Source organism: Massiliimicrobium timonense (assembly GCF_002160865.1).
Taxonomy (GTDB): domain Bacteria; phylum Bacillota_I; class Bacilli_A; order Erysipelotrichales; family Coprobacillaceae; genus Allocoprobacillus.
Genome location: NZ_NFLJ01000024.1, coordinates 27,381 through 46,871 on the forward strand (window position 1 = coordinate 27,381; position 19,491 = coordinate 46,871).

20 protein-coding genes and 1 riboswitch are annotated in these 19,491 nt (G+C 32.7%); of the genes, 18 read left to right on the top strand and 2 right to left on the bottom strand.

Annotated features, from left to right (window positions below; all coding sequences use genetic code 11):
• Positions 1 to 22: 22 nt before the first annotated feature.
• Positions 23 to 976, bottom strand: a complete 954-nt coding sequence (locus B5E75_RS08890; protein ID WP_087297127.1) for an L-lactate dehydrogenase — start codon at positions 974 to 976, stop codon at positions 23 to 25.
• Positions 977 to 1,119: 143 nt separating this feature from the next.
• Between B5E75_RS08890 and B5E75_RS08895 the strand changes: the two genes are divergently transcribed.
• The 18 genes from B5E75_RS08895 (at position 1,120) to B5E75_RS08980 (ending at position 19,114) form a co-directional block, all read left to right on the top strand.
• Positions 1,120 to 2,049: an AEC family transporter gene (locus tag B5E75_RS08895; protein WP_087358485.1), complete on the top strand. Its 930-nt coding sequence runs from the start codon at positions 1,120 to 1,122 to the stop codon at positions 2,047 to 2,049.
• Between the two features lie 60 nt (positions 2,050 to 2,109).
• Positions 2,110 to 2,631 carry a YcxB family protein gene (locus tag B5E75_RS08900; RefSeq protein WP_087358487.1) on the top strand — a complete coding sequence of 174 codons (522 nt, stop codon included), beginning with the start codon at positions 2,110 to 2,112 and terminating at the stop codon, positions 2,629 to 2,631.
• Positions 2,632 to 2,685: 54 nt separating this feature from the next.
• A complete protein-coding gene (locus tag B5E75_RS08905; RefSeq protein WP_087358489.1) occupies positions 2,686 to 3,186 on the top strand; it encodes an O-acetyl-ADP-ribose deacetylase in 501 nt (166 codons plus the stop codon).
• Between the two features lie 73 nt (positions 3,187 to 3,259).
• Complete coding sequence (locus B5E75_RS08910; RefSeq protein ID WP_087358491.1) at positions 3,260 to 3,640, top strand: desulfoferrodoxin family protein; 381 nt, start codon at positions 3,260 to 3,262, stop codon at positions 3,638 to 3,640.
• A 229-nt stretch (positions 3,641 to 3,869) separates the two neighbouring features.
• A riboswitch (purine riboswitch) is annotated at positions 3,870 to 3,970 on the top strand.
• A 43-nt stretch (positions 3,971 to 4,013) separates the two neighbouring features.
• Complete coding sequence (locus B5E75_RS08915; protein ID WP_087358493.1) at positions 4,014 to 4,847, top strand: ABC transporter permease; 834 nt, start codon at positions 4,014 to 4,016, stop codon at positions 4,845 to 4,847.
• On the top strand, positions 4,847 to 5,629 hold the full coding sequence (locus B5E75_RS08920) for an ABC transporter permease (protein ID WP_087305002.1): 783 nt from the start codon (positions 4,847 to 4,849) through the stop codon (positions 5,627 to 5,629). Before B5E75_RS08915 ends, B5E75_RS08920 begins: the two co-directional genes overlap by 1 nt.
• Positions 5,630 to 5,640: 11 nt before the next feature.
• Positions 5,641 to 6,678 (top strand): ABC transporter ATP-binding protein, encoded by a 1,038-nt coding sequence (locus B5E75_RS08925; RefSeq protein WP_087358495.1) that lies wholly within the window; start codon positions 5,641 to 5,643, stop codon positions 6,676 to 6,678.
• 19 nt (positions 6,679 to 6,697) lie between these two features.
• Positions 6,698 to 7,741 carry an ABC transporter substrate-binding protein gene (locus tag B5E75_RS08930; RefSeq protein WP_224759547.1) on the top strand — a complete coding sequence of 348 codons (1,044 nt, stop codon included), beginning with the start codon at positions 6,698 to 6,700 and terminating at the stop codon, positions 7,739 to 7,741.
• Positions 7,742 to 7,752: 11 nt separating this feature from the next.
• Positions 7,753 to 9,459, top strand: a complete 1,707-nt coding sequence (locus B5E75_RS08935) for an adenine deaminase C-terminal domain-containing protein (RefSeq protein WP_087358497.1) — start codon at positions 7,753 to 7,755, stop codon at positions 9,457 to 9,459.
• Positions 9,443 to 10,765: an amidohydrolase gene (locus B5E75_RS08940; RefSeq protein WP_087358499.1), complete on the top strand. Its 1,323-nt coding sequence runs from the start codon at positions 9,443 to 9,445 to the stop codon at positions 10,763 to 10,765. The genes B5E75_RS08935 and B5E75_RS08940 overlap by 17 nt, the downstream gene beginning before the upstream one ends.
• Positions 10,758 to 11,237 (top strand): methylated-DNA--[protein]-cysteine S-methyltransferase, encoded by a 480-nt coding sequence (locus B5E75_RS08945; RefSeq protein ID WP_162607667.1) that lies wholly within the window; start codon positions 10,758 to 10,760, stop codon positions 11,235 to 11,237. Before B5E75_RS08940 ends, B5E75_RS08945 begins: the two co-directional genes overlap by 8 nt.
• 37 nt (positions 11,238 to 11,274) lie before the next feature.
• On the top strand, positions 11,275 to 11,799 hold the full coding sequence (locus B5E75_RS08950) for a GNAT family N-acetyltransferase (protein WP_087358503.1): 525 nt from the start codon (positions 11,275 to 11,277) through the stop codon (positions 11,797 to 11,799).
• Entirely contained in the window at positions 11,796 to 12,374 is a 579-nt protein-coding gene (locus B5E75_RS08955; RefSeq protein ID WP_087358505.1) for a xanthine phosphoribosyltransferase, read from the top strand. The genes B5E75_RS08950 and B5E75_RS08955 overlap by 4 nt, the downstream gene beginning before the upstream one ends.
• A gap of 89 nt (positions 12,375 to 12,463) precedes the next feature.
• On the top strand, positions 12,464 to 13,783 hold the full coding sequence (locus B5E75_RS08960; protein WP_087358507.1) for an aspartate kinase: 1,320 nt from the start codon (positions 12,464 to 12,466) through the stop codon (positions 13,781 to 13,783).
• A gap of 9 nt (positions 13,784 to 13,792) precedes the next feature.
• Complete coding sequence (locus B5E75_RS08965) at positions 13,793 to 14,758, top strand: D-2-hydroxyacid dehydrogenase (RefSeq protein WP_087358509.1); 966 nt, start codon at positions 13,793 to 13,795, stop codon at positions 14,756 to 14,758.
• 104 nt (positions 14,759 to 14,862) lie between these two features.
• Positions 14,863 to 17,346 (top strand): heavy metal translocating P-type ATPase, encoded by a 2,484-nt coding sequence (locus B5E75_RS08970; RefSeq protein WP_087358511.1) that lies wholly within the window; start codon positions 14,863 to 14,865, stop codon positions 17,344 to 17,346.
• On the top strand, positions 17,346 to 17,609 hold the full coding sequence (locus B5E75_RS08975) for a metal-sensing transcriptional repressor (protein WP_087358513.1): 264 nt from the start codon (positions 17,346 to 17,348) through the stop codon (positions 17,607 to 17,609). Before B5E75_RS08970 ends, B5E75_RS08975 begins: the two co-directional genes overlap by 1 nt.
• 68 nt (positions 17,610 to 17,677) lie before the next feature.
• Positions 17,678 to 19,114, top strand: a complete 1,437-nt coding sequence (locus B5E75_RS08980; protein WP_087358514.1) for an alpha-amylase — start codon at positions 17,678 to 17,680, stop codon at positions 19,112 to 19,114.
• Positions 19,115 to 19,117: 3 nt separating this feature from the next.
• Here B5E75_RS08980 and B5E75_RS08985 read toward each other — a convergent pair whose 3' ends face one another.
• Positions 19,118 to 19,351 (bottom strand): hypothetical protein, encoded by a 234-nt coding sequence (locus tag B5E75_RS08985; RefSeq protein ID WP_087358515.1) that lies wholly within the window; start codon positions 19,349 to 19,351, stop codon positions 19,118 to 19,120.
• Positions 19,352 to 19,491: the final 140 nt, after the last annotated feature.

Genomic DNA, 19,491 nt, shown 5'->3' on the forward strand with positions numbered 1-19,491 from the left:
AGTTCTATGTTTAAGCATAGAACTATTGATTTAAAAGATCATAAAATGATTTTAAGCGTTGACAAGATTGATTGAACTCTTCTTGTTCTTGTGGTGTCATGCGTAATTCAACAATTTCTCTAACACCACTACGATCAATGATGGCTGGCACACTGATAAATAAATCATCCTGACCATATTCGCCACGAAGCAATGTTGAAACAGGTAAAATCTGGTTTTCATTATGTAAGATTGTGCGAATAATACCAACTGTACTTGAGGCTATACCATAACAAGTATTCCCTTTACGATTGAAAATTTCCCAACCAGCCTGAATTGTATCTTTTTTCATCTGTTGATAGGGTTCTTGTCCTAAACGACTCTGGTTATCTTGAACAACACTATAAATATCCTTACCACCAATACGAACAGTTGACCATGGAATCATTTCACTATCTCCATGTTCACCAATGACCATCGCATGAACACTGCGAGGATCAACTTGGATTTTTTGGGCGATGAAATATTTTAAACGGGCTGTATCTAATGTTGTTCCTGTTCCAATAACCTGATTAGCGGGTAAACCAGAAAGTTTATAAGCATAATAACTCATTAAATCTACAGGGTTTGAAACAACAATCAAATGTCCATCAAAATGATGTTCTTTAATTTGAGTAATAATACTTTTCATGACATTTAAAGATGGTTCTAACATCTTTAAACGGTCATTACCACTTTGAGGGGTTGGAACACTTGCTGTGATGATAACAATTTGAGCATCTTCACAGTCTTCATATCGTCCCACTTTGACATGTGTATTACGATTCATATATTCAATGCTTTGAGATAAATCTAAAACTTCTCCTAAAACTTTCTCTTCATTTAAATCAATCAAAGCAATTTCATCACATAGACCTTGATTAATCAAACAAAAAGCAGTACTGACACCAACGTGTCCACATCCAATAATGACAATTTTTCTTTTTTCTAATTTCATTTCTTTTCTCCTCGTTATAAGTCTAAAATGATTATATCATAATTCATAAAATTGTAATGAAATATGATAAAAAGTTTTCAAAACCTGAAAATAAAACGTGTATTTGATAAAAATAAGTATACTATATGTGGGAGAGGAAATTTATGGAATTAAGTCTTTTATTAGCTCAAAATATTTTTGGATTATTTCTTATTATTTTTGTAGGATATTTAACTGTAAAGTGTCGTGTACTGACACCAGATGATAGTAAAGTGATTTCTAAAGTTGTTTTATATATTGTTTGTCCTTGTACAATTTTAAATTCTTTTCAGATTGATTTTACAAATGAGAAGCTGACGGGATTGATTTTATCTTTTATTGGGGCCATTGTCGTTCATTTGATTTTTATTCCATTAACAAAATTATTGGGACAGATCTTTCATTTTATGCCTGTAGAAAAAGCAACGCTTATTTATTCTAATGCTGGTAATCTGATTATACCTTTGGTAGCTTCTATTTTAGGGGAAGAATGGGTTTTATATACAAGTGGATATATGGTTGTTCAAACTATTTTAATATGGACACATGGGAAAAATCTGGTTTGTAATAAAAAGCAGTATGATTTTAAAAAGATTATCTTGAATGTGAATGTTATAGCGATTATGTTAGGAATGATTATGTTTATAGCACGCTGGCATTTTCCAGCGCTGATTCATGATACAGTCAGTAGCGTTGGTTCTATGGTAGGGCCATTAAGTATGCTGGTGATTGGAATGTTATTAGGGAATATTGATATTTTATCTATTTTTAAAGAAAAAAGAGTTTATGGTATTTGTTTTTTGAGATTGATTGTTTATCCTTTGGCTGTGATTTTGGCGTTTCGTTTGCTGGGATTACAAAATTTTCATCAGGATGCTTATCAGATATTGTTGATCAGTCTTTTGGCTGCGAGTGCTCCTGCTGCTGCAACAATTACCCAATTTGCCCAGTTATATGATAAACATCCAGGCTATACGAGTATCATGAATGTTATGTCTGTTATTTTTTGTATTATCACAATGCCGATCATTGTTTTTATTTATCAAATTTTATAAAAGTTAATATCTAAGACATAATTATGAAGGATAATGGTGTATTGTTGGAGGAAGGGTTATATGAAAAGAATTCAAATTAGTCATAATATTGTTGATGAAGATTTATTAAAAGAAGTGAAAAAATACATGATTGCTCCATGGCAAAAATATTTATTGTCATTAACAGGGGGGATTTCATTAATTTTAGGTATTATAAATGTCGTTAATCAAAATATGTTACAAGGTGTTGTTTTATTGGTTTTAGGTGCTGTGTGTATTGGGGAAATTTTCTTTTTAATTCATAGTCATTACAAAGAAATGTTAAAATTGATGAAAGAAGAAATTGATGAACAGAAGATTACATATACAATGAGTTTTGGAGGAGAATATGTCGTTGTACATAATTGTCAGACATCTATTGATAATAAGATTCCTTACTCTCATCTCAAAACTTTATCACAGACAGAACATGCATATGTTTTATTAGCAAAGAAAAATGAAATCATTATTATTCGAAAAGATTGTTTAAAAGTAAGTATTCGTGAATTTATAGATTTCTTGAAACAAAAAGATACAAAAATAAAAAAATGGATCAAAGCATAAAAGTCGTTTCTATCAAATGACTTTTTTGTTATAATAAAAAAGAAGGTGAAAGAAATGAAAATTCAAATTATTCAAGGTGATATTACTCAAATATCATGTGATGCCATAGTCAATGCTGCCAATAATAGTTTATTAGGTGGTGGAGGGGTGGATGGTGCTATTCATCGCAAAGCTGGACCTGAATTATTGGCTGAGTGTCGTTTGTTGCATGGATGTGCGACTGGTGATGCAAAAGTCACAAAGGCTTATCATTTACCAGCACGTTATGTGATTCATACAGTTGGTCCGGTTTATCGTGATGGACAACATGATGAAGCCAAACGATTACAGTCTTGTTATATACGCTGTCTGGAAAAAGCTGAAGAATATCAATGTCAACATATTGCTTTTCCTTCAATTAGTACAGGGGCTTATCGTTATCCTGTATCACAGGCAGCTACAATTGCGATAGAAACGCTTAAAAACTATCCATGTCAATATGTCAAAAGAATAGATATTGTTTGTTTTGATAATTATACATATCGTACATATTGTCAGTTATTAAAAAAAGAATAATAAAAGTGCATATGATTAGCTATAATAAATAAGACATGGTACAATGGTCTTGTCATGAAAGGAGAAAGAGATTATGAAATTATATGTATGTCCAGTTTGTGGAAATGTAGTAGAAAAAATTGTTGATAAAGGAGTACCAGTTGTTTGTTGTGGAAAACCAATGGTAGAATTAACAGCGAATACAACAGATGGTGCATTAGAAAAACACGTTCCTGTATTATCTATAGATGGAGATAAACTTCATGTAAAAGTTGGTGAAGTTTCACATCCAATGACTGATGAACATTTAATTACAACAATCATTGCTGTATTCAACAGTCAAGTTTTACGTGTAGATTTAACATCTGCTGATCAACCTGAAGCGGTATTTGCAATTGGTGATTATAAAGGAACAATTGAAGTATATGAATACTGTAACTTACATGGATTATGGAAAGCAACAATTGAAGCATAAATCATAAACAAGGAAACTTATCATAAGATAGGTTTCTTTTTTTTTAAAGATACTGTCAGGAAATATTTTTAAATATGCTATAACATGATGGAAATGGCAGAATTTTCATGTTTTAGATAAAATGATAAAGATATGAGTTGTTGAATTGTTAAATAATGGGCGGTATTTTCATTTTTTATACGATTAAATGTGAAAAAATCGAAAAATATTAGACAAAACTATAGACGTTTGTTACAATAAGCGTTGTTATCATATATGTTTGGGAATTGGCCCAATCGTTTCTACCCCGTTACCGAAAATAACGGGACTATGATAGACGCTTTTTTATGTGTCTATCTGTAGATAGACTTTTTTTATTGGAGGAGGGACTTGAGTGAAGAAAAAAATGCATTATCTTCTTTTGGTGCCTTGTTTGGTTTTACTGATTGTATTTTTGGTGATGCCATTGATTCAAATCATTTTACCAACTTTGTTTCCTGAAGGAAGTGGCTTTAGTTTCACGAATTATTTATCATTTTTTCAAGATGAATATTATATGACAATCTTCATTAGAACTGTTAAGATTGCTTTGATTTCATCTCTTGTTTGCATGATTTTAGGTGTACCCACAGCTTATTTTATTTCTCGTTGTGATAAAAAATGGCGTGGTATTTTAATGGCAATTTCTATTTTTCCAATGCTTACGAATTCAGTTGTCAGAAGTTTTGCATGGATTAATATTTTAGGTAAAAATGGAGTGATTAATAATTTTTTAATGTCAATAGGGGTTATAGAAGAACCAATTACAATGTTATATACTGAGTTTTCAGTTTTAATTGGGACAATTTATTTATTTTTACCTCTTATGATTATCACTTTAGTGGGTGTTATGGAAAATATTGATAATGATATGATGGAAGCAGCAGAAAGTTTAGGTGCGAATCGTGTTAAAGCTTTTATGAAGGTTGTCTTACCACTAAGTATTCCAGGTATTATTGTTGGATGTGTGCTTGTTTTTACAGGATCACTCAGTGCTTATACAACACCTCAGTTATTAGGTGGACCAAAGAATCTTGTTTTAGCAACCTTTATTTCACAACAGGCATTAAGTTTAAATAACTGGACAGCAGCCAGTGTTTTTGCAGTCATTATGATTATTACAACATTAATTGTTATGAAAGCATTAAATGCGATTGCAGCGAAATTGGATAAGCGAGGTGAAGTCTAATGCGTAAACATAAAGGATTGATGGTTATTTCTATTTTGGTATTTGCATTTTTGTTTATACCTCTTATCATTATTGCTGTGACAGCATTTGGCTCAGAAAGTACGATTACTTTTCCTATACATGGATTTTCATTACAATGGTTTGTGAATGTGTTTGAATCAGAAAGCTTTATGAGTTCATTAGCATTAAGTGGAGAAATTGCTTTGTTAGCAACTCTACTTGCTTTGCTTGTAGGGGTACCTGCAGCATATGCATTAGCGAGATATAGTGTTATTGGAAAGAAATTTTTAAAGAGCTTCTTTTTATCCCCAACAATCATTCCAGGAATTGTTGTCGGATATGCTTTATATCAATATGTGGTTTTAACATTGAATTTTCCTGTTTTTGAAAGTTTATTATTAGGACATTTTCTTGTTGTTTTACCATATGTGATTCGTATTGTTGGTTCTTCATTGGATCAGTTTGATTTTGCGATTGAAGAGGCAGCTTTAAGTTTAGGATGTCAAAAAGGTCAGGCTTTCTTTAAAGTTGTTTTACCTAATATTACATCAGGAATCAGTGCAGCTTTTATGTTGTCATTTATTAATTCATTTAATAATATACCTGTATCTATGTTTTTAACAGGACCAGGAGTGACAACTTTACCTACAACATTAATGAATTATATTGAATATAATTATGATCCAACTGTTTCAGCAGTTTCTGTTTTATTAATGGTAGCAACGATTGTGATTATGTTCATTGTTGAAAAAACATTAGGAATTTCAGCACTTGCAAAATAGGAGGAGTTAGAATGGCGTTTTTAAGCTTAAAAGATATTGCAGTTGCATATCATCAGAAAAATTATATTTTACAGGGGTTAAACTTAGATATTGAAAAAGGAGAATTAGTCTCTTTGCTTGGACCTTCTGGTTGTGGAAAAACAACAACTTTACGTGTGGTTGCAGGATTTATTGATCCTCAGGAAGGAAACTTCATTTTAGATGGTGAAGATATGACAAAGGTTCCTGTTCATAAAAGAAATTTTGGATTGGTTTTCCAAAGTTATGCTTTGTTTCCACATTTAACAGTTAAAGAAAATATTGCGTTTGGATTAAAATTAAGAAAAATGGATAAAGCTCAAATGGAAGCTAAAATCAATGAAGTTGTTGAAGTTTGTGATTTGGAAGGATTAACAGATCGTTTACCTAAACAATTATCAGGAGGTCAACGTCAACGTGTTGCTTTAGCAAGAGCACTTGTCATTGAGCCAAAACTTTTATTACTAGATGAACCATTAAGTAATCTGGATGCGAAATTACGTATTCAAATGCGTGTTGAAATTAAAAGATTACAGAAAAAATTAGGAATTACAACGATTTTTGTTACACATGATCAAGAAGAGTGTTTCTCTATTTCTGATAAGGTAGCAGTTATGAATAATGGTGTTATTGAACAATACGATACACCTGAAAATATTTACTCTCGTCCAAAAACAGAGTTTGTTGCAAGATTTATAGGATTTGAAAATTTCTTTGATTTAACAAAAGTTCAAGATCACCAATATCAAAATCAAAATGGTGAAATCATGAAAGTGGACAATGATGGCGATTTAGAAACATGCAAAGGGACAATTCGTCCTGATGATATTGAAATCGTAACATCTGCTGATAAATATGATAATATGATTACAGGAAATGTTACAGTGAGAACATTCCTTGGAAAGAGTTATCAATATGAAGTGGAAACACCTATTGGTAAACTTGTTGTTAATGGTGGAAATGCAACAGTTTATAAACAGGGTGATACTATTCAAATGCATTTACCAGCAAATAAAATTGTCTTAGTTTAGGAAAGGAAGGTAGAAAAAAGTGAAAAAATTATTAGTTGGTTTAATGGCTGGAGCTATGGTTTTAGTAGGATGTTCTAGCAACAGTGGGAGTGATACTCAAAAATTAGTTGTATCAACATGGGGATTAAATGCTGATATTGTACAAAAAGATGTTTATGAACCATTTGAAAAAGAAAACAATTGTGAAATTGTTGTAGAAGAAGGTGGAACTTCAGATCGTTACACAAAATTTGCTAATAATCCAAATTCTGATGTTGATATTATTGAATTATCTCAGGCAGAAGCACAAAAAGGATATGCAGCTGATTTATTTGAAAAATTAGATTATAGTAAAATTGGAAATGCGAAAGATTTAATTGATGCAGCGTCTAAGCTAAAAGATGATAATGGATATGGTGTTCCTTATACTTTAAATAGTATTGGTATTATTTATGATAAGGAAGCAACTGGATTTGAAATTAAAGAATGGAATGATTTATGGGATAGTCGTTTAAAAGGTCAAATTTCTATTCCTGAAATTACAACAACTTTTGGACCAGCAATGGTACATATTGCAAGTGATTATAAAGGTGTAGATATTACATCTGATAATGGAAAAGCTGCATTTGAAGCTTTAGAAGAATTAAAACCAAATATTGTGAAAACATATACAAAATCTTCAGATTTAACAAATATGTTCAGTGCTGGAGAAATTTCAGTTGCTGTTGTTGCTGACTTTGGTGTAAGTTTAATTCAAAAAAATAATGAAAATTGTGAATATGTAGTACCTGAATCAGGAACATATGCCAACTTTAATACAATTGAAGTGAATAAAAATTCAGACAATAAAGATTTAGCATATAAATATATTGATTGGCGTTTAAGCAAAGATTTACAATATAAAGATGCTGTTTCTGATTTGAATGAAGCACCTACAAATAAAACAGTTGAATTAACTGAAGAAGAAGCACTTAATAAAACTTATGGTGATGTAGCTGCTAGAGCTAAAGTTATTGATTTCAAATTTGTCAATCCACTATTAGAGGATTGGGTTGATCAATGGACACGTATTTTAAATAGTTAGGAGATATTGTCATGAATCAACTCATCAAAAACGTACAGGTTTATAATACATTTACACAAAGTTTTGAAAAAAAGAATGTTTATATTCAAGAAGATAAATTTTATTATATTTGTGATGATGAACCACTTGAAAGTCAAGAAGTGATTGATGGACAAGGTAAGTACATGATTCCTGGGTTGATTGATATTCATATGCATATTGAAAGTTCTATGACAGTTCCTGGTGAATTTTCCAAAGCAGTATTACCTCATGGGGTCACAACAGTGGTTGCTGACCCACATGAGATAGCGAATGTTTTTGGAATACGTGGAATTGAAACGATGATATCCAATGACACAACATTGGATATTTTTTATGGAATTCCTTCTTCTGTTCCTTCTACCAATGAACATTTGGAAACAACAGGAGGAAAAATAGATGTAGATGATGTCAAACAGCTTTTAGAGAATCCTCGTATTTTATGTTTGGGTGAAGTCATGAACTTTAAAGATTTGGTTGGTGGGCAAGATACACTCATTAATCAGATTATTCAAGCCTGTCATGAAAAAAGATGGCAGTTACCTATTGAAGGACATTGTCCTAAAATTACGGGGCTTGATTTAGCACGATATATTTATCAGGGGGTTGATGCAGATCATACCCAACAGACACCAGAATCCATTGTTGAAAAGATAAAAAATGGCATGTTTCTGGAAATTCAAAGAAAATCAATGAATGCAGATACGATTCGTACATTGGTAGAACATCAATTTTATGAATATTTTGCATTGGTGACGGATGATGTGATGGCTGACCAGTTAGAGCAGGGACATTTGAATCTTTTGGTCAAATTAGCTTATGATTTAGGTATGCCAATTGAAAAAGCTATTTATTGTGCCACTTATACACCAGCTAGACGTATGCATATGATTGATCGTGGATGTATTGCCCCAGGGAAAATAGCGGATTTTATCTTATTGGATGATTTATATTCTTTTTCTATTGATAGTGTGTATAAAAAAGGACAATGTGTTTATCATCAAACAAAACAAATAGAAATCCAAGAACAACAGTCACACTTTCCACAAGAGTTTTACCATTCACTTTATGCCAGACAAGCAAAGAATGAAGATTTTATGATACCATCATCAAAAAAAGAAGTTCTTTGTCATGTTATGGAAGTACAGCCACATTCCACTTTTACAAAGCATCTGCAAATGAAATTACCAGTCAAAGATGGCTATGTAGATTATCAAAGTGCTGGACTTTGCTTATTGACTATTTTTGAAAGATATCAAAAAAATGGACATATTACACATGCTTTGGTGAAAAATACATTACAAACAAAAGGTGCAGTTGCGACAAGCTGGGCACATGATCATCATAATATCATGATTTTAGGTAATAGTATTGAAGATATGGTTATTGCACAACATCAGCTTCTCCAACAACAAGGTGGATATCTGGTTGTTCAAAATCAAAAAATTCAAGCCAACACTGTATTAAATATTGGTGGTATTGTCAGTGATCAGCCATTAAAAGAATTAGCTCAAGATTTACGACAAGTCAGAAAAGCGATGGAAGATTTAGGATATGTTCATGATAATGTGATTATGTCATTATCCACATTATCTCTACCTGTTTCACCAGAACTGAAAGTGACTGATTATGGGATGTTGGATACTTATCATCAGATAATTGTGCCACTCATGGAGGAAAGTTATGAGAACGTTGATTAAAAATGTAACAATTTTAACAATGAATGAACATTTTGATGTCATTGAAGATGGACAAATGCTCATTGATGATGAAAATATAATTGAAATAGGGAAAACATGTATACAAAAATATGATCAATGCATAGATGGACATCATGGTATTTTATTACCAGGTATGATTAATATCCATACGCATCTAGGAATGATTCCTTTTCGTGGGCTAGGTGATGATTGTCCTGATCGCTTACGTCGCTTCTTATTTCCATTGGAATCCAAATATATGACTGCTGATCTTGTTTATCATAGCTCCAAGTATGCTATGGCTGAAATGTTGTTGTCAGGGATTACAACATTTATGGATATGTATTATTTTGAAGATGAAGTCGCAAAAGCAGCTGATGAAATGAAAATGAGAGGTTTTGTTGGAGAAACGATTGTTGATTTCCCTAGCTGTGATAGTCAAGAAGCTTATGGGGGATTAGATTATTGTCGATGGTTTATACCTCGATGGAAAAATCATCCATTGATTGTTCCATTTATTGCTCCACATGCAACAAATACAAATGATTTAGAACATCTTCAGCTTGCTCATCAATTGGCAACACAATACAATGTGCCTTTATCATTGCATGCCAGTGAATTGGATTATGAGATGGATTATTTCCAAAAAGAGTATCACATGACACCAACAGCATTTTTAGATCATTATGATTTATTGGATCAAAATGTTATTCTAGCGCATTGTATTCATATCAATAATGATGATATAAAGTTAATTCAAAAAAATAAGAGTGGTATTGCACATTGTTTGGTTTCTAATTTAAAAGCAGCAAAAGGAGTTATGCCTTTAAAAGAACTATTAGAAAATGGCGTGAGTGTTGGTTTAGGGACAGATGGACCATCAAGTGGGAATACTTTAGAGCTCTTTTCAATGTTGAAAATGATTGCCTGTGTTCATAAAACTGTGAATCATGATCGTGGCGCATTTCATGCACAGGATATCCTTTCTTTAGCAACTATTCATGGTGCAAAAGCCTTACATATTGATCATCTGGTTGGTTCATTAGAAGTGGGGAAAAAAGCAGATTTTATCATTGTTGAAACAGATTCAGTGAATATGTATCCACTTTATGATCCTTATTCAGCACTGGTTTATAGTGCCAATCCAAGCCAGGTAGATACTGTTTTTGTCAATGGAAAATGTCTGGTGCGTCATAAGGAATTACAATTAGAAAAACTTTCTGATTTGAAACAAAATCTTCAAAAGGCATCTCAGACTTTTTCGAAAAAAGCTTTAGAATATGCCAAAGAAATGCCAGATGAATAAGACAATTTATTATTATCAGTATCCATTTCCTATTGGGAAAATAATGATTGCCTGTAAAGATCAAGCCATTATTTATTGTGGTCAACCAATCCTTTTAGAAAATGGTATTTATGAAAACACAGATTGTTTAAAAAATATAGCCAAGCAGATTGAAGAATATTTTCAAAAAAGAAGACAATCTTTTGATTTTCATTATATATTTTTAAAAGGAACAGCTTTTCAAAAGAAAGTTTGGCAGGCTGTTATGGACATTCCATATGGTCAAACAAGAAGCTATCGTGATATCGCTGAAAAGATTGGACATCCGCGGGCTTATAGGGCTGTTGGAAGTGCTTTGCGTGAATGCCCATTTTCACTGCTTATACCATGTCATCGTGTCATTGGTTCATCACAAAAATTAGGTGGCTATGGAAAAGACATTGATGTCAAGATATTTTTATTACAACTTGAACAAGCAGACTTGGTATCCTGAATGGATTATGCTAGAATGGATATAAGGTGGTGAAACAATGGAGAAAATATCTATATCACAGTTTGATGATGTTTATCATTTATTTCAGCGATCTTTTGTATTGGAAGAGTTAAGACCCTATGAACAGATGAAAAAGTTATTTCAACAAAATCTATTTAGCATTTATGCAAAATATGAACATAATGAGTTACAAGGGGCAATGATTGTATGGGAATTGGAAAATTGTGTTTATTTAGAAAACTTTGCAATTGAAACAAAGATGCGTGGTCAAGGATTAGGAACATACTTTCTACAACAATTTTGTTATTTATATAAAGATAAATTCTTATTTTTAGAAGTAGAAGTTCCCCATGATGAAATATCTCGAAAACGTATCCAGTTTTATGAAAGAATGGGATTTGTTTTAAATCCTTATCAGTATATACAACCCACATTTAGAGAAAATGATCATTCAGTTCAATTGACATTCATGACATATCCAAAGGTCATGGATGATCAACAATATCAAATGATAAAAAAAGAAATATTTAAAGTTGTTTATCAACAAAAGGGAGAATTATGAAAGCGTTAGAAGAAAAAATTATTAGAGAAGGTATTGTAAAAAAAGGAAATATTTTAAAAGTCGATAGTTTTTTAAATCATCAGATTGATGTTGCATTTTTAGATGAAATGGGAAAAGAGTTTCAAACACTTTTTCAAAAACATCCCATTAATAAAATTTTAACGATTGAAGCCAGTGGTATTGGTGTAGCTGTCATGACAGCCAGACATTTTCAAAATGTACCTGTTGTCTTTGCAAAAAAATCAAAATCATCAAATATCTCTGATGAATTATATCATACAACAGTAGAATCATTTACACATCAAAATACAAATGATGTTGTGATTTCAAAACAGTATTTAAATGAAAATGATCATGTCTTAATTATTGATGATTTTCTAGCCAATGGTTGTGCAGTTTTAGGATTAATTGATTTGATTCATCAAGCTGGGGCAACTGTAGAAGGGATTGGTATTGTGATTGAAAAGGGATACCAAAGTGGTGGAAAGAAGATTAGAGAATTAGGCTATCATTTAGAATCTTTAGCTATCATTGATCATATGGATGATATCAAGGGAGAAATTGTTTTTAGATAGAAAATATCTCAGAAATGGGATATTTTTTCTTTAAATATTGAATAAAATTTCATAATCATGTATCCTATTGTTAGAAATGGAGGGGTTTGATGAGTAAAGTTGTAAAATTTGGGGGTTCTTCTTTAGCGGATGCTACCCAGTTTCAAAAAGTATATAATATTATTAAAAGTGATCCAGAAAGACGCTTTGTTGTGCCAAGTGCACCCGGAAAAAGATTTAAAGAAGATACAAAGGTCACAGATTTGTTATATAAGATTTTTTATGCGAAAACAAAAAATGAATTTCATTTATACTTTGACCAAATGAAAGAGCGTTTCTTAGATATTATTGAGGGTTTACAATTAGATTTGTCTTTAGAAGATGAGTTTACGATTATTCAAAAAGCTTTAGAAAATGGTGTTAGTGAAGACTATGTTGTGAGTCGTGGCGAATATTTAAATGGTCGAATATTAGCAGCTTATCTAGGTTTTGAATTTATTGATCCTAAAGATGTTATATTTATTGACCAAGAAGGACGTTATGATGTCAAAAAGACGGATGCGATTCTTTCACAAAAACTATCTGAAACACCCTATGCTGTGATTCCTGGCTTTTATGGTTCACTCAATGATGGAAGTGGTAAAATTAAGGCATTTTCAAGGGGTGGATCTGATGTAACAGGCTCTATTGTTGCGAAAAATGGGAAAGTAGATTTATATGAAAACTGGACGGATGTATCAGGGTTTTTGATTGCTGATCCTCGTATTGTTAAAAATCCAGATGTGATTGAAACTATTACATATAAAGAATTAAGAGAATTGTCTTATATGGGGGCTTCTGTTCTTCATGAAAATTCAGTCTTTCCTGTACGTAAAGAAGGAATTCCTATTCATATTAAAAATACAAATCGTCCCGAAGATCAGGGAACACTCATTGTTGAAAGTACTTGTCACAAACCAACACATGTGATTACAGGAATTGCAGGAAAGCAAGGTTTTGCGACAGTCATGATTGAAAAAGATATGATGAATTCGGAAATTGGTTTTGGTCGTAAAGTTTTACAGGTTTTTGAAGATCATCATCTTTCTTTTGAGCATATGCCTTCAGGAATTGATACGATGACAGTTATTGTGAATACGGAGGAATTTATTGATAAGGAACAGGATATTTTAGCAGGATTACATCGTCAAGTTCATCCAGATTCTATTGTATTGGAATCAGATTTGGCTTTGATTGCGGTTGTGGGTAGAGGAATGAAAGCCAGTCGAGGAACAGCAGCACGTGTCTTTAAAGCTTTGGCTAAAGAAAATATTAACATTAAAATGATTGATCAGGGATCAAGTGAGTTAAATATTATTATTGGGGTACGTAACTGCTATTTTAAACCAGCTATTAAAGCTATTTATCGTGAATTTATTGTCAATGAATAGAGGATTGTTATGAAAGTTTTAATGTTAGCTCCATTACAAAAAGAAAACTTTGAACGCATTGAACAATGCTTTTTAGAAGATAACTTTATATATGCCTCAACAAAAAGTGTGACACAAGTTATGGTTGATCAATGTGATGTCATTGTGGGCAATCCACCTTTATCACTTGATCTGCATCGTCCACATCTGCAGGCTATCTTATTAAATAGTGCTGGTAGTGATGCTTATGTTAAAGAAGGGATTCTATCACCGCAGACACTTTTAGCTAATGCCTCTGGTACATATGGCTGTGCTATTGCAGAACATACTCTGGGAATGATTTTTGCGATTAATAAGAATTTTAAGACATATGTTCATCAGATGGATCAAGGCTTATGGCAACCTCATCAACAGGGAAAAGAACTTTATCGTCAAACTGTTGTCATTGTTGGATTAGGGGATTTAGGTTATACGATTGCAAAACGCTTAAAAGCATTTGAATGTTATATCATTGGTGTTAAACGTAGAAAATCTAAATGTCCAGATGTGTTGGATGAAATTTATACAACTGAATCCTTAGATGATGTTTTACCACGTGCAGATTTTGTGGTTTTAGCTTTACCACAATCCTTACAAACATATCATTTATTTGATAAAGAAAAATTATTACGTATGAAAAAGGATGCTGTTCTTATTAATGTAGGTAGAGGCAGTGCTATAGCAACTTCTGATTTAATAGAAGTCTTAAATCGTGGACATCTTTATGGTGTGGGATTAGATGTTTTAGAGGAAGAACCTTTACCACCAGCACATCCCCTTTGGAAACAGGAACGTGTCTTATTGACACCACATGTATCTGGAGGATATGTTTGGGAGAGTGCCAGACATTATTATACAGAACTTGTGATTAGAAATCTGCATCATTTAAAAGCCCAAGAAGAACTTGAAAATCTTGTTGATTTTGAAACAGGTTATCGTTATCATACAACTCTTTGATAAGCTATATCATGATTGATATAGTTTTTTTATCATTTCTTTTGCATCTGACAAAAATATGTGTATAATGATAATATACCCCGCGGGGGTGTAGGAGGTGTTATATGAAACAGAAATATGATGTGATGGGGATGACATGCAGTGCATGTAGTGCTCATGTTGATAAAGCAGTGAGGCATCTGGATGGTGTTCAAGATGTCAATGTCAATCTTTTAAGTAATTGTATGGTCGTTGATTATGATGAAAATAAAGTCAATGATGCTATGATTAAAAAAGCTGTTGAAGATGCAGGATATAAAGCAGCTTTGGAAACACAAAGTGTTCAAGCACAAAAACAAGAAGAAACAGTTGATGATAAGAAAAAATCTTTGATTCTTTCTTTTGCCTTTTTGATTCCTTTGTTTTATATTTCAATGGGACATATGATGGGAGCACCACTACCATCTTTCCTTGTTGGTGAAAGCAATATGATGGTTTTTGCTTTAACACAGCTCTTTTTAACTTTGCCAGTTATGTATATCAATCGTGGTTATTTTCAAAGAGGTTTCAAATCATTATGGCATCGTAGTCCTAATATGGATACATTGATTGCGATGGGATCTTTAGCAGCAGCGATTTATAGTATTTATGCTATTTTCATGATGGGTTATGATTTGGGGCATGGACAGATTCATCAAGCTCATCAATATATGATGCAGCTTTATTTTGAATCAGCTGCAATGATTTTAACACTCATTTCATTAGGAAAGTATTTAGAATCACGCTCTAAAAAGAAAACAACTGAGGCCATTGAAAAGTTGATTCATCTGATGCCATCTGTGGCGACAATCTTAAAAGATGGTCAAGAAAAAGAAGTCGCTATTGAAGATGTTCAAGTAGGAGATATTGTTGTTGTTAAATCAGGGCAAAGCATTCCTTTGGATGGAGTCATTATTGATGGGCAGACTTCTATTGATGAGTCTATGATTACAGGAGAAAGCTTGCCTGTTGATAAAACTGTCAATGATCGTGTGATTGGTGCGACAATGAATGTTGAAGGTTATATTCAAGTTCAAGTGACACATACAAGTCAAGAAGCCACTTTATCACAGATTATTGAACTGGTTGAGGAAGCAAGTTCTTCTAAAGCTCCGATTGCTAAACTGGCAGATCGTATCAGTGGTATTTTTGTTCCTATTGTCATTGTGATTTCATTGGTTACTTTTATCTTATGGATGACACTGGGACAGCAGACATTCCATTTTGCTTTGACATGTGCCATTGCAGTCTTGGTCATTTCATGCCCATGTGCCTTAGGATTAGCGACGCCAACGGCTATTATGGTAGGGACAGGAAAAGGTGCACAGCTAGGTATTCTAATCAAATCGGCAGAAAATCTGGAATTATTATCTAAAGCACAGAGCATCATTTTAGATAAAACGGGAACTATCACTCAAGGGAAACCACAAGTCACACAAATCGAAGCATTGCATATGAGTGAAGATGAACTGTTGACACTGGCGGCTTCTATTGAAAATTCATCACAACATCCTTTAGCCAAAGCAATTGTTGCCTATGCAAAAGAAAAGAAGATTTCTTTGCAGAAAGTGGAACAGTTTGAAATGTTATCGGGTAAAGGTCTTAAAGGATGGATTCATGGAAAAATGATTTTATCGGGGAATCAGCGTTTAATGAAAGAACATGATATTGATTTGTCACCCGTTGAAGCATTGGCACAGCAGTTATCAAATCATGGAAAGACACCACTTTATTATGCTTATGATGGTCAAATCATTGGCTTGATTGTTGTTAGTGATGTTTTAAAACAAACAAGTGCAAAAGCTATTGAACAGCTTAAGGCAATGGGATTATCCGTTTATATGTTGACAGGTGATAATCGTTTGACAGCCAATGCTATTGGAAAAGAACTGGGAATTCAAGTGATTGCTGAAGTATTGCCACAGGATAAAGAAAAGCATATTCGTGATTTACAGGCACAGAATCAACGTGTGATCATGGTTGGAGATGGTATTAATGACGCTCCAGCATTGATGTGTGCTGATGTTGGTATTGCGATGACTTCAGGAACGGATATTGCGATGGATTCTGCTGATATTGTTTTAATGAAAAATGATTTATTAGATGTTGTCAATGCAATTGAATTGAGTCATGCTGTGTTAAAAAACATTAAAGAAAATCTATTCTGGGCTTTCTTCTATAATGTGATTGGCATTCCTATTGCAGCCGGATTGTTTTATCCATTCTTTGGCTGGTTATTAGATCCTATGTTTGGAGCAGCCGCTATGAGTTTAAGTTCAGTCTTTGTTGTCAGCAACGCCTTAAGACTAAGATTTTTTAAACCAAAATATCAAAATCAAATAAGAAAACAGGAGGTTAATCAAATGGAAAAGAAAATGAATATTGAAGGAATGATGTGTCCTCATTGTCAAAAACATGTATCACAGGCATTAAATAGTATTGAAGGTGTCAAAGCAACAGTTGATTTAGAAAATCATTGTGCTTATCTTCAATTAGATCATGACATAGAAGAAAGTCTATTAGTCAAAGCTGTTGAAGATGCAGGATATAGTGTAAAGGGTTTTGAATAATGAAAGCTGATCAAAAGCAGATTACACGTTTACTAAAAACTGCCAGAGGACAGATTGATGGTATTATCAAAATGATTGAGGATGATCGTTATTGCATTGATATATCTAATCAGATTATGGCAACTCAAGCTATTTTAAAACGTGCAAATAAAGAAATTATTGGTGCTCATATGCAACATTGTGTTCATGATGCTATTGGCAGTAAAGATGCTGATTTAAAAATTGAAGAAATGATGAATATCATTAATCAGTTAATGAAATAATGAAAAATCAAGACTGTTTATTGCAGTTCTTGATTTTTTTCTTTATACTCAAAGTAGGAGGCATTGATATGAAACAAGGAGTTTTAATGCAGTATTTTGAATGGTATTTACCTTCTCAACCATTTTTATTTCAAAAGATACAGGAAGATGCAAAACATCTTCATGATATAGGTATAACAGCTTTATGGTTACCACCAGCTTATAAAGGTATGGCAGGAAGCAATGATGTTGGTTATGGTGTTTATGATTTATATGATTTAGGTGAATTTGATCAAAAAGGAAGTATTCCTACCAAATATGGCACAAGAGAAGATTACTTAAAGGCAATTCAAACATTACATCAATATCATATCCAAGTTTATGGGGATATTGTTTTCAATCATAAGATGGGAGCCGATGGTTATGAAGATGTCAAGGCAAGTGAAGTGAATCAAAGAAATCGTTATGATGTAGAAGTTCAGGAAGAATGGATTCGTGTACCAACATTATTTACATTTCCTCAAAGACATCAAAAATATAGTGATTTTACATGGGACTGGACTTGCTTTGATGGAATAGACTATGATGCCAAAACGAAGCGTCATGCAACTTTTTTGTTTCAAGATAAAAACTGGGATACACAGGTTGATGATGAAAATGGAAACTACGATTATTTAATGGGAGCTGATTTGGATTTTTCTAATCCTCGAGTTGTAGAAGAACTGGAAAGATGGGGAAAATGGTATTGGGATACGACTCATCTGGATGGATTTCGTCTAGATGCTGTAAAACATATTCGAGCTTCATTCTTTTGCCATTGGCTTGATTGTATGCGTCAATATACTCATCAAGAGTTATTTACTGTTGGTGAATATTGGCATGGCGATGTTCAAAAACTGCTTCATTATTTAAAACAGGTAGGTGGTAGAATGTCACTTTTTGATGTACCTTTACATTATCATTTTTATGAAGCATCACATAGTTTTGGCGAATATGATATGTCTAAAATATTTGAAGGAACGCTTGTTCAAAAGGCTTGTATGAATGCTGTAACGTTTGTGGATAATCATGATACACAGCCCCAGCAAGGTTTACAGTCATGGGTGATGGATTGGTTTAAGCCTTTGGCTTATGCACTTATTCTTTTAAGAAAAGATGGTTATCCATGTGTTTTTTATGGTGATTATTATGGTATTGCAAAACCGGTTATCAGAGGGCAAAGTGAAATATTGGATAAACTTTTATATTTGAGAAAACATTATGCCTATGGTCAACAAAATGATTATTTTTATGATCGTCATATCATTGGCTGGACACGTGAAATGTATGGATTGGCTTGTGTCATGACCAATCAAAAAGGTGGGTCTTTAAAGATGTATGTGGGGACATCTTATTGTCATCAGATTTTTTATGATTATTTAGGTCATCATCAACAAAGAGTTGAGATTGATGAGCAGGGATATGGTGTTTTTCCAGTCAATGATGGCAGTGTCAGTGTTTATATCATGCAAAAAAGTGGTGATTAAAAATCACCACTGTAAACTTAAATAGAGAAATGTTGACATCAATGTTAATGTCACTGCGATATAAAAAAGAAAAGATAAACGTTTATATAAATCATCTGGAAGATTTTTCTCTTTTGCTTTTTGAATCAACTGATAGGCACTTATGAGAGGAATGAGATTAATTAAACTCAATGGACTACCTAAACAGGAAATGATGGACATCATTAAACCAGAAAAATAATATTCTTTGTATATCATATCACTCACATCCTTTAATGTTATTATAGGCATTTTTATAAGAATATAAGTGAAATCTATGTTAAATTTATCTAAAGATTATAAAAACAATCTCTATAAAATAAAGATTGTTTTTAAGCTTTTTTCGCTTTTCTTTTTCG